The organism is Pseudoclavibacter sp. RFBI5 (assembly GCF_002931395.1).
Taxonomy (GTDB): Bacteria; Actinomycetota; Actinomycetes; order Actinomycetales; family Microbacteriaceae; genus Pseudoclavibacter.
Genome location: NZ_PSYA01000004.1, coordinates 139,383 through 158,468, shown reverse-complemented (window position 1 = coordinate 158,468; position 19,086 = coordinate 139,383). Strand labels below are relative to the sequence as shown.

The following is a 19,086-nucleotide window of genomic DNA, read 5'->3' as shown; positions in this document are numbered from 1 at the left end:
CGCTCGGCCACACGACTTCCACCACCTCAGAAAGAAGAGCCACAGACATATGGCAGAGAAGCTCGCTCCGACGCGCACCGTCGACGGCGTCCACTACCACCAGCACGAGATCGTCATCGTGGGTGCCGGCGGCGCCGGGATGCGCGCGGCCATCGAGGCCGCGCAGGGCGCTGACACGGCTGTCGTCACGAAGCTCTACCCGACTCGCTCGCACACCGGTGCGGCGCAGGGCGGCATGGCGGCGGCTCTCGCGAACGTCGAGGACGACAACTGGGAGTGGCACACGTACGACACCGTCAAGGGCGGCGACTACATCGTCGACCAGGACTCTGCCGAGATCCTCGCGAAGGAGGCCATCGAGGCGGTCATCGACCTCGAGAACATGGGCCTGCCCTTCAACCGCACCCCGGAGGGCAAGATCGACCAGCGTCGCTTCGGCGGACACACGCGCGACCACGGCAAGGCGCCGGTTCGCCGCGCCTGCTACGCGGCTGACCGCACGGGTCACATGATCCTCCAGACGCTCTACCAGAACTGCGTCAAGCACAACGTCAAGTTCTTCAACGAGTTCTACGCGCTCGACATCGTCATGACCGAGGTCGACGGCCAGGAGGTCCCTGCGGCCATCGTGGCACTCGAGCTCAAGACGGGCGAGCTGCACGTCTTCCAGGGCAAGGCCTTCATCTTCGCGACCGGCGGCTTCGGCAAGGTCTTCAAGACGACCTCGAACGCGCACACCCTCACGGGTGACGGCATGGGCATCGTCTGGCGCCGTGGCCTCCCGCTCGAGGACATGGAGTTCTACCAGTTCCATCCCACCGGCCTGGCCGGCCTCGGCATCCTCCTCACCGAGGGTGCGCGCGGCGAGGGCGCCATCCTCCGCAACGCCTCCGGCGAGCGCTTCATGGAGCGCTACGCGCCGACCATCAAGGACCTCGCGCCCCGCGACATCGTGGCTCGTTCCATGGTGCAGGAAGTGCTCGACGGCCGCGGCGCCGGCCCGCACAAGGACTACGTGTACCTCGACTGCACCCACCTCGGTGCCGAGGTGCTCGAGACGAAGCTGCCCGACATCACCGAGTTCGCGCGCACCTACCTCGGCGTCGACCCCGTCACCGAGCCGGTCCCCGTGTACCCGACCGCGCACTACGCGATGGGCGGCATCCCGACGAACAACGCCGGCGAGGTGCTCTCCGACAACGAGACCGTCATCCCCGGCCTCTACGCCGCCGGCGAGTGCGCCTGCGTCTCGGTGCACGGCTCGAACCGTCTCGGCACCAACTCGCTGCTCGACATCAACGTCTTCGGCAAGCGCAGCGGCCGCAACGCCGTCGAGTACGTCAAGACCGCCGAGTTCGCTCCCCTGCCCGACGACGCAGCGGCGTTCGTCAAGGGCATGGTCGACGACCTGCAGGCATCGACCGGCACCGAGTCGGTCGCCGGCCTGCGTCGTGAGCTGCAGGAGACGATGGACAAGAACGCCCAGGTCTTCCGCACCTCGGAGACGCTGACCGAGGCGACGAAGGTCATCCACTCCCTCCGCGAGCGGTACACCGAGATCTCGGTCTTCGACAAGGGCAAGCGCTACAACACGGAACTGCTCGAGGGCATCGAGCTCGGCTTCCTGCTCGACCTCGCCGAGGTGCTCGTGTACTGCGCCCTCAACCGCGAGGAGAGCCGCGGCGGCCACATGCGCGACGACTTCCCGAAGCGCGACGACGTCAACTGGATGCACCACACCATGGCGTACCTCACGGGCGACCGGAAGTCTCCCGACCCCGCAGACCACATCCGTCTCGACAAGAAGCCCGTGCGCGTGACGCGCTACGAGCCGACCGAGCGCAAGTACTAGGAAGGGCTTCACAGAATGACTGCTGCAACGACTGAAGCACCCGAGGCGCCCATCGAGGCTCCCAAGCCGTTCACGGTGACGCTCAACGTGCGCCGCTACAGCCCCGAGACGGACACCGAGCCGTACTGGGAGGCGTTCGATGTCGAGATGTACCCGACCGACCGCATCCTCGACGCCCTGCACCGCATCAAGTGGGACCAGGACGGCTCGCTCGCGTTCCGTCGCTCCTGCGCACACGGCATCTGCGGCTCCGATGCGATGCGCATCAACGGCCGCAACCGCCTCGCGTGCAAGACGCTGGTCAAGGACCTCGACATCTCGAAGCCCATCTACGTCGAGGCCATCAAGGGGCTCCCCCTCGAGAAGGACCTCATCGTCGACATGGAGCCGTTCTTCGAGGCGTACCGCGAGGTGCAGCCCTTCCTGAAGGCTCAGGCCGAGCCGGAGAAGGGCAAGGAGCGCTTCCAGTCGATCGCCGACCGCGAGCGCTTCGACGACACCACCAAGTGCATCCTGTGCGCCGCGTGCACCACGTCGTGCCCCGTGTTCTGGACCGACGGCCAGTACTTCGGACCTGCCGCCATCGTGAACGCGCACCGCTTCATCTTCGACTCCCGTGACGAGGACGCGAAGGTCCGCCTCGACATCCTCAACGACCGCGAGGGCGTCTGGCGCTGCCGCACGACCTTCAACTGCACCGAGGCCTGCCCGCGTGGCATCCAGGTGACGAAGGCGATCGCCGAGGTCAAGCAGGCAATGCTGAAGGGCCGCGTCTAGCCACGACGTCAGCACCAGCGAAAGGGAGCAGCCGTACTCGGCTGCTCCCTTTCTCGCGTGGAGGTGGTGGCCGAGCGCGCGCCCTCCCCGCCGAGGGCATCGCGCGCGCCTAGCCTGCCTCTATGACCACCCCCGGGGCAGCCCATGAGACCAGCGTCGTCAAGGAACGGACGGCTCCGGATGCGCGAGACCCCCGTAAGCCAGACGGGCTGAGGAACGTGGTCGGCCCGGCCTGGCGGTACATCCTCATGCGCGCCATCCGGGAGTTCCTCCGCGACCGCTGCACGGTCCTGGCCGCGGCGCTCACCTTCTTCATGCTGCTCGGCCTGTTCCCCGCGCTCCTGGCGCTGATGTCGGTCATCGGCCTGTTCGGGCTGACCGACACGGCGGTGTCCTTCATCGACGAGATGTCGACGCACCTCGCCGACCCGACGTTCGCGGAGACGCTGCGGAGCACGGTGCTGCAGCTGGGCGAGTCGCAGGGCGCAGGCACGGCGTTCATCGTCGGTCTGCTCGGCGCACTGTGGTCTGCGTCGGGCTACGTGAACTGCTTCTCGCACGCAATGAACACGGTGTACGAGATCGACGAGGGGCGGCCGTTCTGGAAGCTGCGCCCCACCATGATGCTGTGGACGATCGTGCTCCTGCTGCTCATGCTGGTGATCTTCGCCATCCTCGCCCTCTCGGGACCGGTGGCCTCGGCCATCGGCGGCATCATCGGTCTGGGCGACGCGTCGCTGACCGTATGGAGCTTCGCGAGGTGGCCGATCGTGCTGCTCGTGGTGATCGTGATGATCGCCGTCCTGTTCTACGGCACGCCGAACGTCAAGCTGCCGAAGTTCAAGTGGATGACGCTCGGCGCGTTCATCGCACTCTTCGTGACGGGCATCGCGAGCGCTGGCTTCTTCTTCTACGTGGCGAACTTCAGCAGCTACGAGCGCCTCTACGGCAGCGTTGCCGGTGTCATCGTCGGGCTCCTGTGGCTGTGGATCGTGAACCTCGCCCTGCTCTTCGGTGCGCAGTGCGATGCGGAGATCGAGCGTGTCCGGCAGCTGCGGGGCGGCATCGCGGCGGAGCAGAGCATCCAGCTGCCTCCGCGCGACACCAAGGCCAGCGCCAAGCGCCTGGAACAGATCGAGAAGGACGTCGTTCGGGGGCGCGAGCTGAGGCATCGCGCAGAGTAGCCGACACCCTCCGGCGCACCGCGTGCGCGTACTTCCGGGCACGAGTTGGACATACTTGTATAGACATGTATGCTGATCTCGTGATCCGGCGAGATCAACAACATGTACATACTTGAATATGCTTGTATGTACTTGTAGTCACGATCGAGCTGTACGCCACGATGCAAAGGAGCATTCGGTGAAGAAACTGATCAACACACCCGCGACCGTCCTCGACGAGTTCATGCGCGGGTTCGCGCGTGCCAACTCGTCGCTCGTCACGCTGCACACCGATCCCGTGCACTTCTCGAGGGCGGCGCCCGCCGCCTCCCCCAAGGTGGGCGTCATCTCGGGCGGCGGTTCCGGGCACGAGCCGCTCGGCGGAGGCTACGTCGGCGCCGGGATGCTCGACGCAGCCGCACCCGGAGCGTTCTTCAGCTCCCCCACCCCCGACCAGATCCTCGCGGCGACGAGCTCCGCCGATCAGGGCCGCGGCGTCGTCCACCTCGTCCTCAACTACACGGGTGACATCCTCAACTTCGAGGCCGCGGCAGAGCTCGCCGACCTCGAGGGCATCGAGGTCGAGACGGTCGTGCTCGACGATGACGTCGCGGTCGAGGACTCGACCTACACGGCAGGGCGCCGCGGCGTCGCTGGCACGATCGTCACGATGAAGCTGGCCGGTGCCGCAGCCGAACGCGGTGACGACCTCGCCGACGTGGTCCGCATCGCCAAGAAGGCCAACACGAACATGGGCACGATGGGCCTCGCGCTCGAAGCGTGCACCGTCCCCACCGTCGGCAGGCCTTCGTTCGATCTCGGGCCCAACGAGATCGAGATCGGCATCGGCGTGCACGGTGAGCCCGGGGTTCGACGCGGCGAGATGACGACGGCCGACGAGATCACCGACATCCTCCTCGAGCGTGTGATCGGCGACCTCGAGATCACCTCGGGAGACCGGGTCCTGCTGTTCGTGAACGGCCTCGGCGGGACCCCCCTCTCAGAGCAGTTCATCCTCTTCAACCACGCCGCCGATGTCCTCGACGACCTTGGGGTGACCATCGAGCGCAGCCTGGTGGGCAACTACTTCACCTCGCTCGAGATGAAGGGCGCCTCCATCACCCTCCTGCGCCTCGACGACGAACTCACCGAGCTGTTCGATGCCCCCGTCCACACGAGCGGATGGCGGGCGGGCGCATGACCGACGAACTCGACACCGGCTGGGCGATCGCCTGGGTGCAGGCAGCGGCCGCCGACGTCCTGACGGCACGCACGGAGCTCATCGAGCTCGACAGGGCCATCGGCGACGGCGACCACGGCGAGAATCTGAGTCGGGGTCTCGCAGCCGCGGCGACAGCCGTCGGGGAAGGCACCCCCATCAGCGTCAAGGAGGTGTTCGCCGTCACCGCCAAGACGCTCATGTCGACGGTCGGCGGCGCATCCGGCCCCCTGTACGGCTCGGTCTTCATCGGAGCGGCGAAGTGCTCGACGCTCCCACTCGACGGCGCCGGGGTCGCGACGATGCTCGAGAGCGCGCTCGAGAGCCTCATGAAACGCGGCAAGGCGCACGCCGGCGAGAAGACGATGGTGGACGCCTGGACCCCGGCGGTCGAGGCGGCGAAGGCGGCCGCCGCCGCAGGTGCGGGCCCGGCGGAGACGCTGGCGGCCGCCGCGGAGGCAGCCGCAGCAGGCGCGGTCGCCACGGAGCCGCTCATCGCGACGAAGGGGCGTGCCAGCTACCTGGGCGAGCGCTCGCGAGGGCACCGAGACCCCGGCGCCCAGTCCACGGCGATCATCCTCGCGACCGCCGCCAGCACGGCGGCATCCAGGAGCTGACGAGTGACGGACCAACGCAGGCCCCTCACCCGTGACCTTCCGCATCCACCCGCTCCACGACCGAACCCAGCGGCTTCACGCGCCGACCCAACCACGTAGGAGAACACCATGACCTTCGCAAGCACGCGGCGGCTCGCTGCCGCCGCCCGGGCTGGCGGGTATGCGATCCCCGCCGTCAACATCGTCGACCAGCTGTCGCTGCAGGCCACCGTCGCCGCGGCGCAGGCCGCGAACTCGCCGATCATCCTGCAGACGTCCGTCAAGACCCTCAAGGTCGTCGGCGCCGCGCAGCTCGCCGCCGCCGCGCGCATCGCCGCTGATGCCGTCGACGTGCCGGTCGCACTGCACCTCGACCACTGCCCCGACCGTGCCGTCATCACCGAGGCGATCGCGCAGGGCTGGAGCTCCGTGCTCTTCGACGCCTCCGACCGGGGTCTCGACCAGGCGTGGGCAGAGACCCGCGAGGTCGTCCAGGAGGCGCACGCAGCAGGAGTCGACGTCGAGTCGGAGATCGAGAACATCGTCGGCGTGGAAGACGGCGTCGGCTCGGACGAGGCCACGCACGCCTACTCGGTCGACACCCTGCTCGAGGTGGCGAACGACACGGGCACGGACCTGTTGGCCCCGCAGCTGGGCACGGCGCACGGCCTCTACACCGCGAACCCGACGCTGCTCTTCGACCGGGCGGCCGAGTTCTCGAGCCGCACCGATATCCCGATCGTCCTGCACGGCGGCACCGGCCTCTCGGCAGAGGACTTCGCGCGCTTCATCGCCTCCGGCACCTCGAAGATCAACATCTCCACGGCGCTCAAGCTCGCCTACCTGCACTCGGCGCACCGCCACCTCGTCGCCGCAGAGGCAAGCGGGAAATGGGAGCCGGTGAAGCTCTTCGCGGAACAGGTCGAGGCAGTCACGGCGACCGTCACCGAGCACATCGACCTCTTCGGAAGCCGCGACACTGCGAACGGGGCAGCGGCATGACGCGCGCACTGATCCTCGACTGCGATGGAGTCCTGGCCGACACGGAGCTCGACGGTCACCTCGTCGCCTTCAACCGGGTCTTCGACGAGCTCGGGCTGGGCTTCCAGTGGAGCGCCGACGAGTACGGCGAGCTGCTGCGGGTGGGTGGGGGCAAGGAGCGCTTCAAGGCCTACCTGGGTGAGCATCCCGAGTTCGCCCCCGCCGATTCGGCCGAGCTGGACGCACTCGTCGCGGACGTGCACCAGCGGAAGTCGGCGGCGTACGTGGAGATCATGGGCTCAGGCAGCGTGCCTGGCCGCCCCGGCGTTCGCCGCCTCATCGCGGAGGCGCTGGACGCCGGCTGGGTCGTCGCCGTCGCGTCCACGTCGGCACTCGGCAGCGTGGAGGCCGTGCTCGACACCGTGATCGGTGCGGACCTGCGGTCCCGTCTTGCCGGAGTCTTCGCCGGCGACGTCGTGCCCGCAAAGAAGCCGGCTCCGGACATCTACCTCCTCACGCTCGACACGCTCGGGCTCGCGAAGGACGAGGCGGTCGTCATCGAGGACTCGTGGGGCGGCGCGCAGGCTGCCGCCGCTGCGGGCCTGGCGCACATCGTCACGGTCAGCCACTTCACGGCGGACGACGACTTCCCCGCCGCGACGAGTGTCGTCTCCCATCTCGGCGAGGCCGGCGCCCCGTCGACCACGCTGCGCGGCGCTGACCTCACTCGCGCCGACGGAACCATCACCGTCGCCTCGCTGGAGGCAGCGCTGGCGGCGTGATGCCGTGCGAGGTGCACGAGACCTGACTCTCCGACAGGCGGTGCCCGCAGAGACCCGCACGAAGAAGAACGGGCCCCGACCGAGGATGGATGCTCCTCCCCGGTCGGGGCCCGTTCGTGTCGCTCGCGGCTGCCGCATCCGCTGCGTCAGAGCGAGTAGGAGAACTCCAGCCGGACCTTGTCGCCGCGGAACAGGATGCGCGTGAATTCGAAGGGCGTGCCGTCGTCGTTCGAGATGCGCTGCTCGAGCAGGAGCACCGGGGTGCCGGTTCGCGCCTTGAGGGTCGTGAGTGTGGACTTCGACGGCACCGACGACTCGAGGGTCTCGATGACGTTCGCCATCCGCAGCTGGTGGTTCTCCTCCAGCACCGTGCACAGCTGGCGGGTGACGAGGTCGGCTTCGAGCAGCTTGGGCGCGAGTCGCTCTGGCACGTACGACTCGTGGATGCTGATGGGCTCGTCTTCCGCGTATCGGAGCCTGCGCACCATGAAGAGGCTCTCGGTCTCGCCGATGCCGAGGATCTGGCCGATGCGGCCTCCCCCAGCGATGCGCTCGAGCTCGAGCATCTCGGTGCGGGTCGCGAATCCCTGCTGCTCGAGTTGCTCGCGGATGCCCTGATACGACGGCGACTTCGTGCTGATCTTCTGGTGGGCGACGAACGTGCCCTTGCCGTGGACCCTGAACAGGAGCCCCTCGTCGACGAGCTTGGAGAGCACGTTGCGCGCCGTCATCCGGCTGATGCCGTAGATCTGGTTCAGCTCGTTCTCGGAGGGAATGCGCTGATCAGGCTTCCATTCTCCGCTCTGGATCTTCGAGCGCAGCACGTCAGCGAGCTGCACGTAGAGCGGGACTGCCGCATTTCTGTCGAGCGTCTCTCCGCTGAGTCCTTGATCGGCCACGGTTTCACCAACGTCCTTAGATGCATATACATGTCTAGCCATGTACAGTAGGCTCTGTTCATGGCTCGCCCGGCCAATCCTATGTGAAGCCAGGACCGTGCATGTACAGACAACTGGGAAGCGCAGTGCAGCGCTGTCGCCCAGACAGATGAGCTCCCCACCAGGGAGCTCACGAGCGGAGGATCACACACTCGATGTCTACCATCAAGAACCTCAAGCCGAACGTGAGTTGGGTCCAGCTGGAGACCACCCAGGAGGACTGGGACGACGCAGCCCCGGAGCTCCTGCAGAACTTCGCGGTGCAGCTGCACCTCGTGCGGGCCTTCGAGGAGGAAGTCCTCAACCTCGCCGGCCAGAAGCTCATCAACGGCCCCGCGCACTCCTCGATCGGCCAGGAAGGCGGCGCCGTCGGCTCCTGCGTCCCCCTCACCCCCGCCGACCAGGTCAACGGCTCGCACCGAGGCCACCACCAGTTCCTCGCCAAGGTCTTCGGGTACGTGCAGCCGACGGGCTTCTCCGTCGACGACGAGCTGAGCCCCGAAGTGGTCGACGTGCTCTACCGCAGCCTCGCGGAGATCGCCGGCCTCAAGGACGGCTACTGCAAGGGCCGCGGTGGCTCCATGCACCTGCAGTGGAAGGAAGCCGGCGCTATGGGCACGAACGCCATCGTCGGCGGCGCGGTGCCCTTCGCGACCGGCTTCGCGTGGGCCGACAAGCACGCCGGAACCGACGCGGCCGCCGTCACGTACTTCGGTGACGGCGCGGCGAACATCGGCTCAGTGCTGGAGGCGTTCAACCTCGCCGCCGCCTGGAAGCTGCCGACGCTCTTCTTCATCGAGAACAACCAGTACGCGGTCTCGACGACCGTCGAGGAAGCGACAGGCGAATCCAGACTCTCCGGCCGCGGCCAGGGGTTCGGCATCCGCAGCTGGCGCGTCGACGGACAGGACACGCTCGCCGTCTACCTCGCCACGCAGCAGGCCCTCGAGCACATGCGAGCAGGCGAGGGCCCCGCGATCATCGAAGCGGACACCTACCGGTACTTCCACCAGAACGGCCCATTCCCGGGCAGCGCGTTCGGCTACCGCTCGAAAGACGAGGAGCAGGGCTGGCGCGACCGCGACCCCATCGCGCTCGTCGAGGCGCACCTCGAGCGGCGGGGCATCGCGACGCGTGAACAGCTCGACAGCCTGGCCGGCCGCATCAAGGAGGTCATGACCGAGGTGGGCTCGCGCATCGTCGAACCCGACGCCTCCGGGCGCCCGGGCAAGCTGCAGATCAAGCAGAGCCTGTGGCCGTCGACGGACTTCATCGACATCGGCATCCGCGGCGAGGCCCCGGAGTTCACGGGCGACGTCAAGGAGTGGGGCGACTTCGCCGATGACGAGCTCGAGAAGCGCAAGTTCGTCGACGTCGTCGCGGCCGTCATGGATCGCCGCATGGAGACGGACGACAGCGTCATCGTGCTCGGCGAGGACGTGCACAAGCTCAGCGGCGGTTCCCGCGGCGCCACGAAGGGGCTCGCGGAGAAGTACCCGGGCCGCGTGCTCGGCACCCCGATCAGCGAGGCCGCGTTCACTGGCCTCGGCGGGGGCATCGCGCTCGACGGCCGCTACTACCCCGTCATCGAGCTCATGTACGCCGACTTCCTCTGGGTGGCCGCAGACCAGCTCTTCAACCAGATCGGCAAGGCCCGCCACATGTTCGGCGGCGAGCACGACATGCCGCTCATCCTGCGCATCAAGATCGGCACGTCGACCGGATACGGCTCGCAGCACTCCATGGACCCGGCGGGCATCCTCGCCACTTCCGTGGGATGGCGCATCATCGCCCCATCCACGGCCGTCGACTACGTCGGCCTCCTGAACACGGCCATGCGCACGAAGGACCCGGTCGCCGTGCTCGAGCACGACGCCGACCTGTACAAGACGGAGGGCCTCGCGCCGAAGGATCTCGACTACGAGCTCCCCCTCGGCAAGGCCGCTGTGCGGCGCGAGGGTTCCGGCGTGACGGTCATCTCGTACCTCTCGATGGTGAAGCGCGCGCTGGACGCCGTCGAGGAGTCCGGCGTCGACGGCGAGGTCATCGACCTCCGCTGGCTCGACCGCGCCAGCATCGACTGGGACACGCTCGAGGCCTCCATCAAGAAGACGAACCGCGTCGTCATCGTCGAGCAGGGCGCGCAGGGCACCTCCTACGGCGCTTGGCTCGCAGACGCCATCCAGCAGCGCCTCTTCGACTGGCTCGACGCCCCCGTCGCGCGAGTCCACGGCGGCGAGGCATCCCCGAGCATTTCCAAGGCGCTCGAAGAGGCCGCGAACGCCACGACGGCCGACATCGTCGCGGCCCTCAAGGCCTTCTGAGCGAGAGAGAGAACCTGACATGGCAACATTCCTCAGGATGCCCGGAGTCTCCGCCGACTCCGATGAGGCCGCACTCGAGAACTGGCTCGTCGCAGCCGGCGCCTCGGTCAAGAAGGGCGAAGCCGTCGCCGCCGTGGAGACGGAGAAGGCGGTCGTCGACATCGTCGCAGAGCTCGACGGCGTCGTGCACACGCTCCTCGCCGACGTCGGCGACATGGTTCCCGTCGGGGACCCCATCGCGATCGTGCTCGCCGTCGGCGAGGACCCCTCTGCAGCCGCCGAGCTCGCCGCCCAGCTCAGCGGAACCCCGGCCAGCGCCGAGGTCGTGCCGAGCGCGCCGGCTGCAACCGCAGCGTCTGCGTCCGTCGCCGAAGACGAGGCCGCCCCCGTGAACCCGGATCCGGTGTCGGCCGAGGCGGCGCAGGACGATGCCTCCACGGGCTCAACCGCCGACGCGTCGTGCGCCACCGGCTCGACCGGCAGGTCGTGCGACCCGGGGCCGAAGGGCGGTCGCATCTTCGCGAGCCCCCTCGCTCGTCGCCTCGCGAAGGAGTACGGGCTGTCGATCGAGGACCTCGACGGCACGGGGCCGAACGGGCGGATCGTGCGCGACGACGTCGAACGGGCACGCGCATCCGCCACCACCCCGGCCGCAGCCGCTCCCGCACCACAGCCCGCTGCCGCACAGTCGGCCCCCACCCCGGCTGCCGACATCGACCTCCCGGAGGGAGGGGAGGCAACGCCGCACAGCAAGCTGCGCAGGCTCATCGCGAACCGCCTCCAGACCTCGAAGCGCGACGCCCCGCACTTCTACCTCGAGGCGACGCTGCGCGTCGACGAGCTGCTTGCCCTGCGCACACAGCTCAACGAGGCGAGCGAGATCCGAATCTCCGTCAACGACCTCTTCGTGAAGGCCGCCGCCCTCGCACTCCGGGACGTGCCCGAGCTCAACGTGATCTGGACGCCGGACGCCGTGGTGTCCTTCGCGACCCAGGATGTGGCGGTCGCGGTGGCCAGCGAGCGCGGCCTCGTGACGCCCGTCATCGCGAACGCCGGGGCGCTCAGCATCGGGGCCCTCGCGGCGAAGGTGAAGGACGCGGTGGCGCGCGCCAACGAGGGCCGGCTCCAGCAGAGCGAGCTGCAAGGCGGCGCCATCTCGGTGACCAACCTCGGCATGTTCGGCGTCGACGCGTTCTCGGCCATCATCAATCCGCCGCACTCCGCGATCCTCGCCGTGGGCGCGGCGCGCAAGGTGCCGGTTGTGCTCGACGACGACACGCTCGGAGTCGGCACCGTCGTCACCGTGACGCTGTCCGTCGACCACAGGCCCGTCGACGGCATCATCGCGGCCAGATGGCTGGCCAGGCTCCGCGAGCTCATCGAGAAGCCGCTGGGTCTCCTCATCTAGCCCGGGGCTCCTTCCCCGGGCGAGGCCACACCCCGCCAGGGAACCGGCCGAACAGGAGGGGCGGACACCACGCGGTGTCCGCCCCTCCTGCTGTGCGCGCACACTCGTGGACGACAGTCCCGTCGGCTCACTTCCCCTGCACCCAAGCAGCCAGCTCGCGCCCCGAAAATGCAGCCCGGGCGCGACGAAGGGCCGGACACCGTGGGATGTCCGGCCCTTCGTCCCTACGCGCCGCGTGGCCCTTTCCCTCGAGAAAGTCGGCGCGGAGTCTCTACAGCCCGCCGCCGGCCGCGTCTGCCCTGGCGATGACCTTGTCCAGGAACTCGTCGGTCCAGGCTCCGCCGACGACGAGGAGGTCTGCCAGCGTCAGCCGATCGCGCATGAACGGCAGCGCGGACAGCGCCCACCTCGCCGTCTCGGCGTCGACGGGCGGCGTCAGCTCGCGGAGGCGAGTCGGCGCACCCCATGCGCGCAGCGTGCCGACGACCGCCTCCGGCGTGACGAGCTGCGCCCGCACCTCGGCGAGCACGCCTGGTGCCAGCCCGTCGCCGCCCTGCCAGAGCGCGCGCTTGCGCTCGACGTTGGCGGCGCACGTGGCGCCCAGGCAGCCGCTCGCATCGACCCGCGACCAGACCTCGCTCACCCGCTCCTCGAGGTCGTCGGGATACGCGGAGCCGGGTGCGAGGCGCACGAGCCCCTCGCTCAGCGCGACATCCCACAGCGCCGCGCTGAGCACCGTCGCGACCCCGACCTGCGCGCCGTGCAGGTCGTGCGGCTGGTCCTGTGCCATGGCGGACATGTCGAGGATGTGGCTGAGGAGATGCTCGTTGCCCGAGAGCGGCGCGGTCGTGCCGAGTGCGCCGATAATGAGGCCGCCGACGGTGAGCGCGTCGACCAGCGCGGGCATGGCGCCGGGGGCGTGCGCCCCAGCGGCGAGGCGAGCGACGGCGTCACGGATCGGCACGAGCGCCGCCGCGTCTGCCTGCGTGCCCTGCAGGGCGGACGCGAGCAGCCAGTCGGCGCCGGAGCAGCCGATGGCAACCGCGTCGCCGACACCGGCGGCCACGAGGCGGGCCGGTGAACGGTCGAGGGCATCCGCGTCGATGAGGAGCGCGTCCGGCCACCTCGTGGGCGTCGTGGACTTCGCCCCGCCGCGCACGAGCACGCTGAGCGAGTCAGCGAAGCCGTTGACGGAGGGCGCGCTCTGCACCGCGACGAGCAGCACCCCAGCCGGGGCGACCGCCTTGCCGAGATCGGTGACGGTGCCGGAGCCGACGGTGACCACCGCCCGCGCTCCATCGACTGCGGACGCTGCGCTCGCGACGGTCGCCTCGTCGAGGACCAGCCCGTGCCCGCCGATCTCCAGGGCCGGGCGGCGCACGAGGTATCCCCCCGCGGCGAGCGCGGCCGTGACCTCCTCTCCGAGCTCGCCCGTCGAGGTGAGCTTCTGCGCGCCGTCCGCGAGCAGCGCGACGTCGGCACCGTCGGGCACGCCGAGGTCTCGCAGCACGCGACCGACCGCGAGGCGCACATCCGCTTCGTAGCGCAGCACCCGGAGCTTGCCGCCGGAGGCCTCGAATGCGTATGCCTGCAGCGCTGCCGTCATGCGGCGGCCTCCCGTTCGGTTGTGGTCAGGTCGCGTTCGAGCCTGCTCCAGGCACCTGAGCGGTGCAGGTCCACGAGTTGGTCGATGCCGGACAGCACCACGTGCGGCCGTTCGGCTCCCGGCGCGAGCTCGGCATCGCCGGGCTGCGCCTCGCCGGTGAGCACGAGCGCCGTGCCGGCACCCCAGGCCCTGCCGAACGCCATGTCGGTCGCGAGTCGGTCGCCGACCATCACGGTGCGCTGCGGGTCGAGCCCACGAGCGCCCGCGATGACGTCGAAGAAGTCGACGCTCGGCTTCCCGAAGACCGCGACGCAGCGGGTGCCCGTGCCGGCCTCGATGGCCGCCGTCACGCAGGCCGCGTCCGGCTCCCCTCTGCCGCCCGGGAACGGGCAGTACCGGTCGGGGTTGGTGGCCACGAGCTCCGCGCGCTTGTGCATCCAGATGGCGTCGAACGCGATCTGCAGCTTTCGGTAGTCGAAGTGGCGATCGTAGGAGGCGACCACGAGGTCGATCGCCTCCGGGTCCTCGCTCACGGTGATGCCCGCAGCGATGAGCGCGCCGAGGAGCGGCTGCTCGCCGATGGGGAACACCGTCGCGCCCGGCCGGTGACGGGTGATCCATTCGACGGTGGCCACGAGGCTCGTGTACACGTCGCGCTCGTCGGTGGGGATGCCGAGGGCGGTGAGCTTCTCTGCGTAGTCGCCCGGCGTCTTGGTGGGGTTGTTGCTGCAGAACAGCACCGTGGCTCCCGCCTCCCGGAGCTCGATGACGGTGTCTCGGGCCCCGGGGAGCAGACCACCGCCGAGGTAGATCGTGCCATCGAGGTCGAAGAGGTACGCGTCTGGGACGTCGGCTCTCACTGCTCGTCGGCCCTGGTCGCCGCCTGCAGCTCGTCCCAGATGGGCAGCATCGCGGTGCGGATGCTGCGGTAGACGGGGAAGAAGCGGTCGTAGATCTTCGTGTTGTCGCGGTTGGGCTCGTACGTGCGGACGATGTTGACGGTCGCGTCGGCGCCCTGGGCGTAGGACGCGAAGACGCCGGCTCCGACGCCCGCGACGATGGCGGCGCCCTTCGCGCCGAACTCGGTGCCCGCCGGGACGATGATCGTCCGACCGAGCACGTCCGCGAAGATCTGGCACCAGACGGCGCTGTTCGCACCGCCCCCGGCCATGCGCACGGTCTTGACCTCGGTCGGGATGGAGTCGAGGCAGTCACGGATGCCGTAGGCGACACCCTCGTAGACGGCGCGCAGCATGTGGCGGCGCGTGTGGGAGCCAGTGATGCCATTGAAGGAGCCGCGGGCGCTGGGCTTCACGAAGGGCGCGCGTTCGCCGCCCGGCGCGAGGTAGCCGTGGTACAGCACGCCCTCGGCTCCGACGGGGGTCTCGGTGACGACCTCGTCGAGGTAATCGAAGATGTCGATGTTCTTGCCGCGGGCTTCGAGCGAGAAGGCGGCGCCGAGCTCGGCGAGGAACCAGTCGAGGTTGGGCGTGCAGAAGTTCATGCCCATGGCGCGAATCCACGTGTCGGGGCTGTGCGGGATGACCCAGCCGGAGTCTGCGGGCTCGAAGCCGTGCTCGAGCGTGTCGGTCGCGACGGTGACGATGCCGGCGGTGCCGATCACGGCCATGCAGTCGCCTGGGCGGGCGACGCCGACGCCGAGCGAGGACGCGGTGATGTCCATCTGGCCCTTGTAGACGGGGGTACCCGCGATGAGTCCGGTGACGCCAGCAGCCTCCTCGGTGATCTCGCCAGCGAGGTCGGTGGAGGACTTGATCTTGGGCAGGACGTGCTTGATGTCTTCGATGCCCCACGTGCGCAGGACCTCGTCTGACCATTGGCGGGTGCGTGCGTCGATGCCGGAGAGGCTGGCGTCGGAGGCATCGGTGGAGATGTCGCCGGTGAGGCGGTACTCGATCCAGTCCTTGCACCACAGCTGCGTGGCGCCTTCGAGGAGCTCGCGCTGGTTGTCGCGGCGCCAGCGGAGGATGGCGGAGGCGGTGCCGGCGTATGGGCCGGTGCCGCTGATGTCGAACTGCTTCGTGACGGTGCCGTCGGTGTACCACTCGTCGATGATGCTGCCCGTGCGGCCGTCCGTCCAGAGGATGGCGGGACCGGCCGGCTTGCCGTTCTTGTCGATGAGCCAGCTGCCGTCGCCTTGGCCGGTGACGGAGATCGCGATGATCTCGCGGGGCCGCACCGCGCTGCCGGTGATGGCGTCGCGGATGGCCGTGGTGGCGGCGATCCAGACGGTCTCCATGTCCTCTTCGGCCTCGTAGGACTTCGGGTTCGAGATGGGCACGTTCGCGGCACCTCTGCTGAGCTCCGTGCCGCGTTCGTCGAAGACGGCGGCCTTGATGACGGATGTTCCCGCGTCGATGCCGAGAAGGTACGAGGTCATTGGGGTGTTCCTCTCCATTGAGGTGCCAGTGCTGGCTTATCGCTCGTGACAGTAATACACCTGACCGAACTTGTCTAGCCATGCACAGTCTTGTACATGCTTGTACTTTCACTCGGTCCTTGCCAGGATCGGAGCATGAAAGCTCTCCTCAAGTTCTCGCCAGCAGCCGGGGCTGTCGAACTGCGCGACGTGAAGGAGCCGAGCATCGCCGACGATGCCGTGCTCATCGACGTGGCCTACGGCGCCGTCTGCGGCACCGACCGGCACGCGATCGACAGCGTCGGCGACCAGCACACCCCGCGCATCCTGGGCCATGAAGCATCCGGCACCATCGCCGCCCTCGGCGACGGGGTCGTGCGTGCCGACCTGCAGATCGGCACTCCGGTCACCTTCGAGACGGATGCCGTGCTCTGCATGCAGTGCACCTACTGCAGGTCCGAGCAGTACAACCGCTGCTCGAAGCGCACGGGCATCGGCACGACGACCGACGGCGCACTGGCGGACCGCATCGCGATGCCCGAACGCGCCGTGCACGCACTGCCACCGGGGGTGGGCCTCCGAGCGGCCGCGCTGACAGAGCCCCTCGCCGTGTCCGTGCACGCCGTCGTCGAGCGCTCCGCACCACTCGCCGGCGAGGTCGTCGTCGTGACCGGGCCTGGGGCGGTCGGGCAGCTGACAGCACTTGTCGCCCTCGCCGTGGGTGCGACGCCCATCCTCGTGGGGCGCAGCCGACACCGGGAGACGCTCGACCGCGCACTGGAGATGGGGATCCCGTACGTCGTGGACAGCGAGCGCGAATCGGTCGTCGAGCTCGTGAGGTCACTCACGGGCGGACTCGGCGCGGCCGCCGTGTTCGAATGCTCCGGCAGCCCGGAGGTTGCAGAGAGCGCACTCGAGCTGCTCGCGAAGGGCGGTGAGCTCATCATGGTGGCGTTCTACACGCGCAATCCGGACTTCGACATCGGCGCCGTCGTGAACCGAGAGCTGACCCTCAAGGGATCACGAGGGAAGCGCCCGTCAAGCTACCGCACGGCACTTCGGCTCATGGGCCAGGGGCGCATCGACACGGAAGCCGTGATCGGGCGCGAGCTCGCCCTGGAGGACTGGCGGGCAGGGATGGATCTCGTCGCGAAAGGTGTCAAGGTCGTCTTCCGCATCAACGACTAAGTGAACGCCATTCACCAAGCTTGGGGAATTCTCCGACAATCGACCCGGGGAATTAGGTGAATTGAATTGCATCCTCTGAAAGCTGCAATCACCCACAAAAAAGTCTCATTATGAAGCCCGCGACACGCCACCGAAGGCGACCTATCTTGCAATAAACCTCTGGATTCAGAACACTTGTTGCATGGCCGCTCCCCCCGGCGCTCACCGATCCTCGCTGATCCTGAGCTCTCAACGTTCCGTCGTGGACGGAGTCTCGGCGAGCGCGGATGTGGAGACGGGGGTCGGTCGATTCTCGAGCGACGACCGCAACTGGCACCTGTCCGCCGCCGGCGTGGTCTTCGAGAACGGCTGCGTGTTCCGGGCCGAGGTCCGCACGGGACCGGTGCGGATCGAGAACGAGTCAGCGCGACAGCGCATCGTCCTCGGGCTGGTCCGCCAAGGACGACTCACCATCGACCCCACGGGTGCGTCGCACACGATCACGGCCAGCGGGGGCTTCTTCCTGGGGCCGGGAGCGCAGTCCTCGATGAGATTCGAGGAAGCCTCCGCCGTGATCCTCGCGTCGGTTCCCGCCCAGGTCGCGGCCGACCTCGGCGTGCGGGTCTCGAACCACAGCGGCGTGTTGCGCTCCGATACGGCGCTCGCACGCCCTGTGACCTCGTTCCTCGAGGTGCTCGCGCGGCTGGACGAGGATCCGACGGTCCTGTCCTCCTACTTCCTCCAGCAGCTGCTCCACGAGCAGTCGGGTGCGCTCCTGCTGAGCAGCGAGGGCTTCCACGCCGACGTGCAGGTCGGCACCCAGGGCCTCTACCCCCGCGCGCTGGAGCTCATGATCGTGCGACGCGCGGACCCCGACGTCTCGCCGTCGACCATCGCGCGGGATCTGAGTGTCTCTCTGCGGCAGCTCCAGAGGGAGTTCCACACGCACGGGGACGCTCCGGCCTCCGCGCTGCGACGCGCTCGAGCCGAGCTGGCGCACCAGCTGCTCAACGACGAGCGCTACGCGCAGGTGCCGGTCACCCAGCTCGCGGAGCTCTCCGGATTCTCCTCATCGCAAGTCATGCACCGCGTTCTGAAGCGGTATCAATTCAACGCAGTATCCGCTTCGCCCCAGAGCGCCTAGCACTTCTCACTGCATTCTGCATTCTCTCGCCCTCGACCCGGGCAGGCTGAACGATTCGCGCCGTCTATCCGGCAGAACGCGACGGGATAAGCGCTCATTCCGTGCGCAAAAGCGATTCTTCATTCAATAGCGGGGAGCACTTGCTCGAACAACGTCGTCACTCGCGAGAGGTCTCCCCCCATGACCGAATCTTCCCCCAAAGCACCGAAGACCATCGATCGCCGCAACCTCGTGAAGGGTGCCGCGTGGTCGGTTCCCGTCATCGCGCTGGCGACCGCCGCACCCTTCGCTTCCTCGTCCCAGCTCGTCAACGTCGGCAACTTCCGCGTGGTCGGCGACTGCGGAGTCCTCGCCCTCATCGGCCCCGGGTTCGTGGTCACGGCGGGTGCGCAGCCCCTGCCGATCGGCACCCAGATCGACATCGTCGGCTCGGGTATCGCCAACATCGGCGTCTTCTCCGTCACGGGCGCCACCGCCAACGTCAACGTCCTCAGCGGAAACACGCGCCGGATCACGCTCACGTCGGCGCTGCCCGCGAACGCGGCGCTCGAGCTGCGCACCACGCTGTCGATTTCCGTCGCGTTCACGCTCAACGCCACCGCGACGCTCCCGACCGGCTTCACGGCCGGGTCCACCGCGAAGCCGAGCGGCGCGGTCAGCTCGACGCTCATCCTCTGCAGCGGGACCTGATTCGAACCACCCCTGGAGATTCGGTCCCTCCGCGAACGAGTGACGGAGGGACCGAACTC

Annotated in this window: 16 protein-coding genes; 12 read left to right on the top strand and 4 right to left on the bottom strand. The window is 68.5% G+C overall.

The window, feature by feature from the left end; translation table 11 throughout:
- Positions 1 to 49 precede the first annotated feature (49 nt).
- From sdhA to C5E06_RS03600, 7 genes are all read left to right on the top strand, one after another.
- Entirely contained in the window at positions 50 to 1,852 is a 1,803-nt protein-coding gene (sdhA, locus tag C5E06_RS03630) for a succinate dehydrogenase flavoprotein subunit (RefSeq protein ID WP_104243062.1), read from the top strand.
- Positions 1,853 to 1,867: 15 nt separating this feature from the next.
- Positions 1,868 to 2,629, top strand: a complete 762-nt coding sequence (locus C5E06_RS03625; RefSeq protein ID WP_104243064.1) for a succinate dehydrogenase iron-sulfur subunit — start codon at positions 1,868 to 1,870, stop codon at positions 2,627 to 2,629.
- A gap of 122 nt (positions 2,630 to 2,751) precedes the next feature.
- Entirely contained in the window at positions 2,752 to 3,813 is a 1,062-nt protein-coding gene (locus C5E06_RS03620; RefSeq protein WP_104243066.1) for a YihY/virulence factor BrkB family protein, read from the top strand.
- 178 nt (positions 3,814 to 3,991) lie between these two features.
- Positions 3,992 to 4,993: a dihydroxyacetone kinase subunit DhaK gene (gene dhaK / locus C5E06_RS03615; RefSeq protein WP_104306025.1), complete on the top strand. Its 1,002-nt coding sequence runs from the start codon at positions 3,992 to 3,994 to the stop codon at positions 4,991 to 4,993.
- The gene (gene dhaL, locus C5E06_RS03610) at positions 4,990 to 5,628 is read left to right on the top strand and encodes a dihydroxyacetone kinase subunit DhaL (protein WP_104243383.1); all 639 of its coding nucleotides are present in this window, start codon (positions 4,990 to 4,992) and stop codon (positions 5,626 to 5,628) included. Before dhaK ends, dhaL begins: the two co-directional genes overlap by 4 nt.
- A 108-nt stretch (positions 5,629 to 5,736) precedes the next feature.
- Positions 5,737 to 6,609 (top strand): class II fructose-bisphosphate aldolase, encoded by an 873-nt coding sequence (locus C5E06_RS03605; RefSeq protein WP_104243070.1) that lies wholly within the window; start codon positions 5,737 to 5,739, stop codon positions 6,607 to 6,609.
- Complete coding sequence (locus C5E06_RS03600; protein WP_104299683.1) at positions 6,606 to 7,370, top strand: HAD-IA family hydrolase; 765 nt, start codon at positions 6,606 to 6,608, stop codon at positions 7,368 to 7,370. Before C5E06_RS03605 ends, C5E06_RS03600 begins: the two co-directional genes overlap by 4 nt.
- Positions 7,371 to 7,516: 146 nt before the next feature.
- On the opposite strand, the gene C5E06_RS03595 is transcribed toward C5E06_RS03600, so the two are convergent.
- A complete protein-coding gene (locus C5E06_RS03595; RefSeq protein ID WP_219819519.1) occupies positions 7,517 to 8,269 on the bottom strand; it encodes a GntR family transcriptional regulator in 753 nt (250 codons plus the stop codon).
- A 194-nt stretch (positions 8,270 to 8,463) separates the two neighbouring features.
- Between C5E06_RS03595 and C5E06_RS03590 the strand changes: the two genes are divergently transcribed.
- Together C5E06_RS03590 and C5E06_RS03585 are read left to right on the top strand one after the other, a co-directional pair.
- Complete coding sequence (locus C5E06_RS03590) at positions 8,464 to 10,632, top strand: thiamine pyrophosphate-dependent enzyme (protein ID WP_104306024.1); 2,169 nt, start codon at positions 8,464 to 8,466, stop codon at positions 10,630 to 10,632.
- Positions 10,633 to 10,651: 19 nt separating this feature from the next.
- Positions 10,652 to 12,040, top strand: coding sequence for a dihydrolipoamide acetyltransferase family protein (locus C5E06_RS03585; protein WP_104306023.1), 1,389 nt, complete (start codon positions 10,652 to 10,654; stop codon positions 12,038 to 12,040).
- A 271-nt stretch (positions 12,041 to 12,311) separates the two neighbouring features.
- On the opposite strand, the gene C5E06_RS03580 is transcribed toward C5E06_RS03585, so the two are convergent.
- Genes C5E06_RS03580 through C5E06_RS03570 form a run of 3 tightly spaced genes read right to left on the bottom strand, consistent with a single transcriptional unit; the run spans position 12,312 to position 16,047 of the window.
- Positions 12,312 to 13,646: an iron-containing alcohol dehydrogenase gene (locus C5E06_RS03580; protein WP_104306022.1), complete on the bottom strand. Its 1,335-nt coding sequence runs from the start codon at positions 13,644 to 13,646 to the stop codon at positions 12,312 to 12,314.
- Complete coding sequence (locus tag C5E06_RS03575; protein ID WP_104243083.1) at positions 13,643 to 14,506, bottom strand: HAD-IIA family hydrolase; 864 nt, start codon at positions 14,504 to 14,506, stop codon at positions 13,643 to 13,645. Before C5E06_RS03575 ends, C5E06_RS03580 begins: the two co-directional genes overlap by 4 nt.
- Positions 14,503 to 16,047, bottom strand: coding sequence for an FGGY-family carbohydrate kinase (locus C5E06_RS03570; RefSeq protein ID WP_104341829.1), 1,545 nt, complete (start codon positions 16,045 to 16,047; stop codon positions 14,503 to 14,505). Before C5E06_RS03570 ends, C5E06_RS03575 begins: the two co-directional genes overlap by 4 nt.
- Before the next feature lie 135 nt (positions 16,048 to 16,182).
- On the opposite strand from C5E06_RS03570, the gene C5E06_RS03565 reads away from it, so the two are divergent.
- From C5E06_RS03565 to C5E06_RS03555, 3 genes are all read left to right on the top strand, one after another.
- On the top strand, positions 16,183 to 17,214 hold the full coding sequence (locus C5E06_RS03565) for a zinc-binding dehydrogenase (protein ID WP_181062879.1): 1,032 nt from the start codon (positions 16,183 to 16,185) through the stop codon (positions 17,212 to 17,214).
- 181 nt (positions 17,215 to 17,395) lie between these two features.
- Entirely contained in the window at positions 17,396 to 18,337 is a 942-nt protein-coding gene (locus tag C5E06_RS03560; RefSeq protein WP_104243089.1) for a helix-turn-helix domain-containing protein, read from the top strand.
- 180 nt (positions 18,338 to 18,517) lie between these two features.
- Entirely contained in the window at positions 18,518 to 19,027 is a 510-nt protein-coding gene (locus C5E06_RS03555) for a hypothetical protein (RefSeq protein WP_104243091.1), read from the top strand.
- The last annotated feature ends 59 nt before the right edge of the window (positions 19,028 to 19,086 follow it).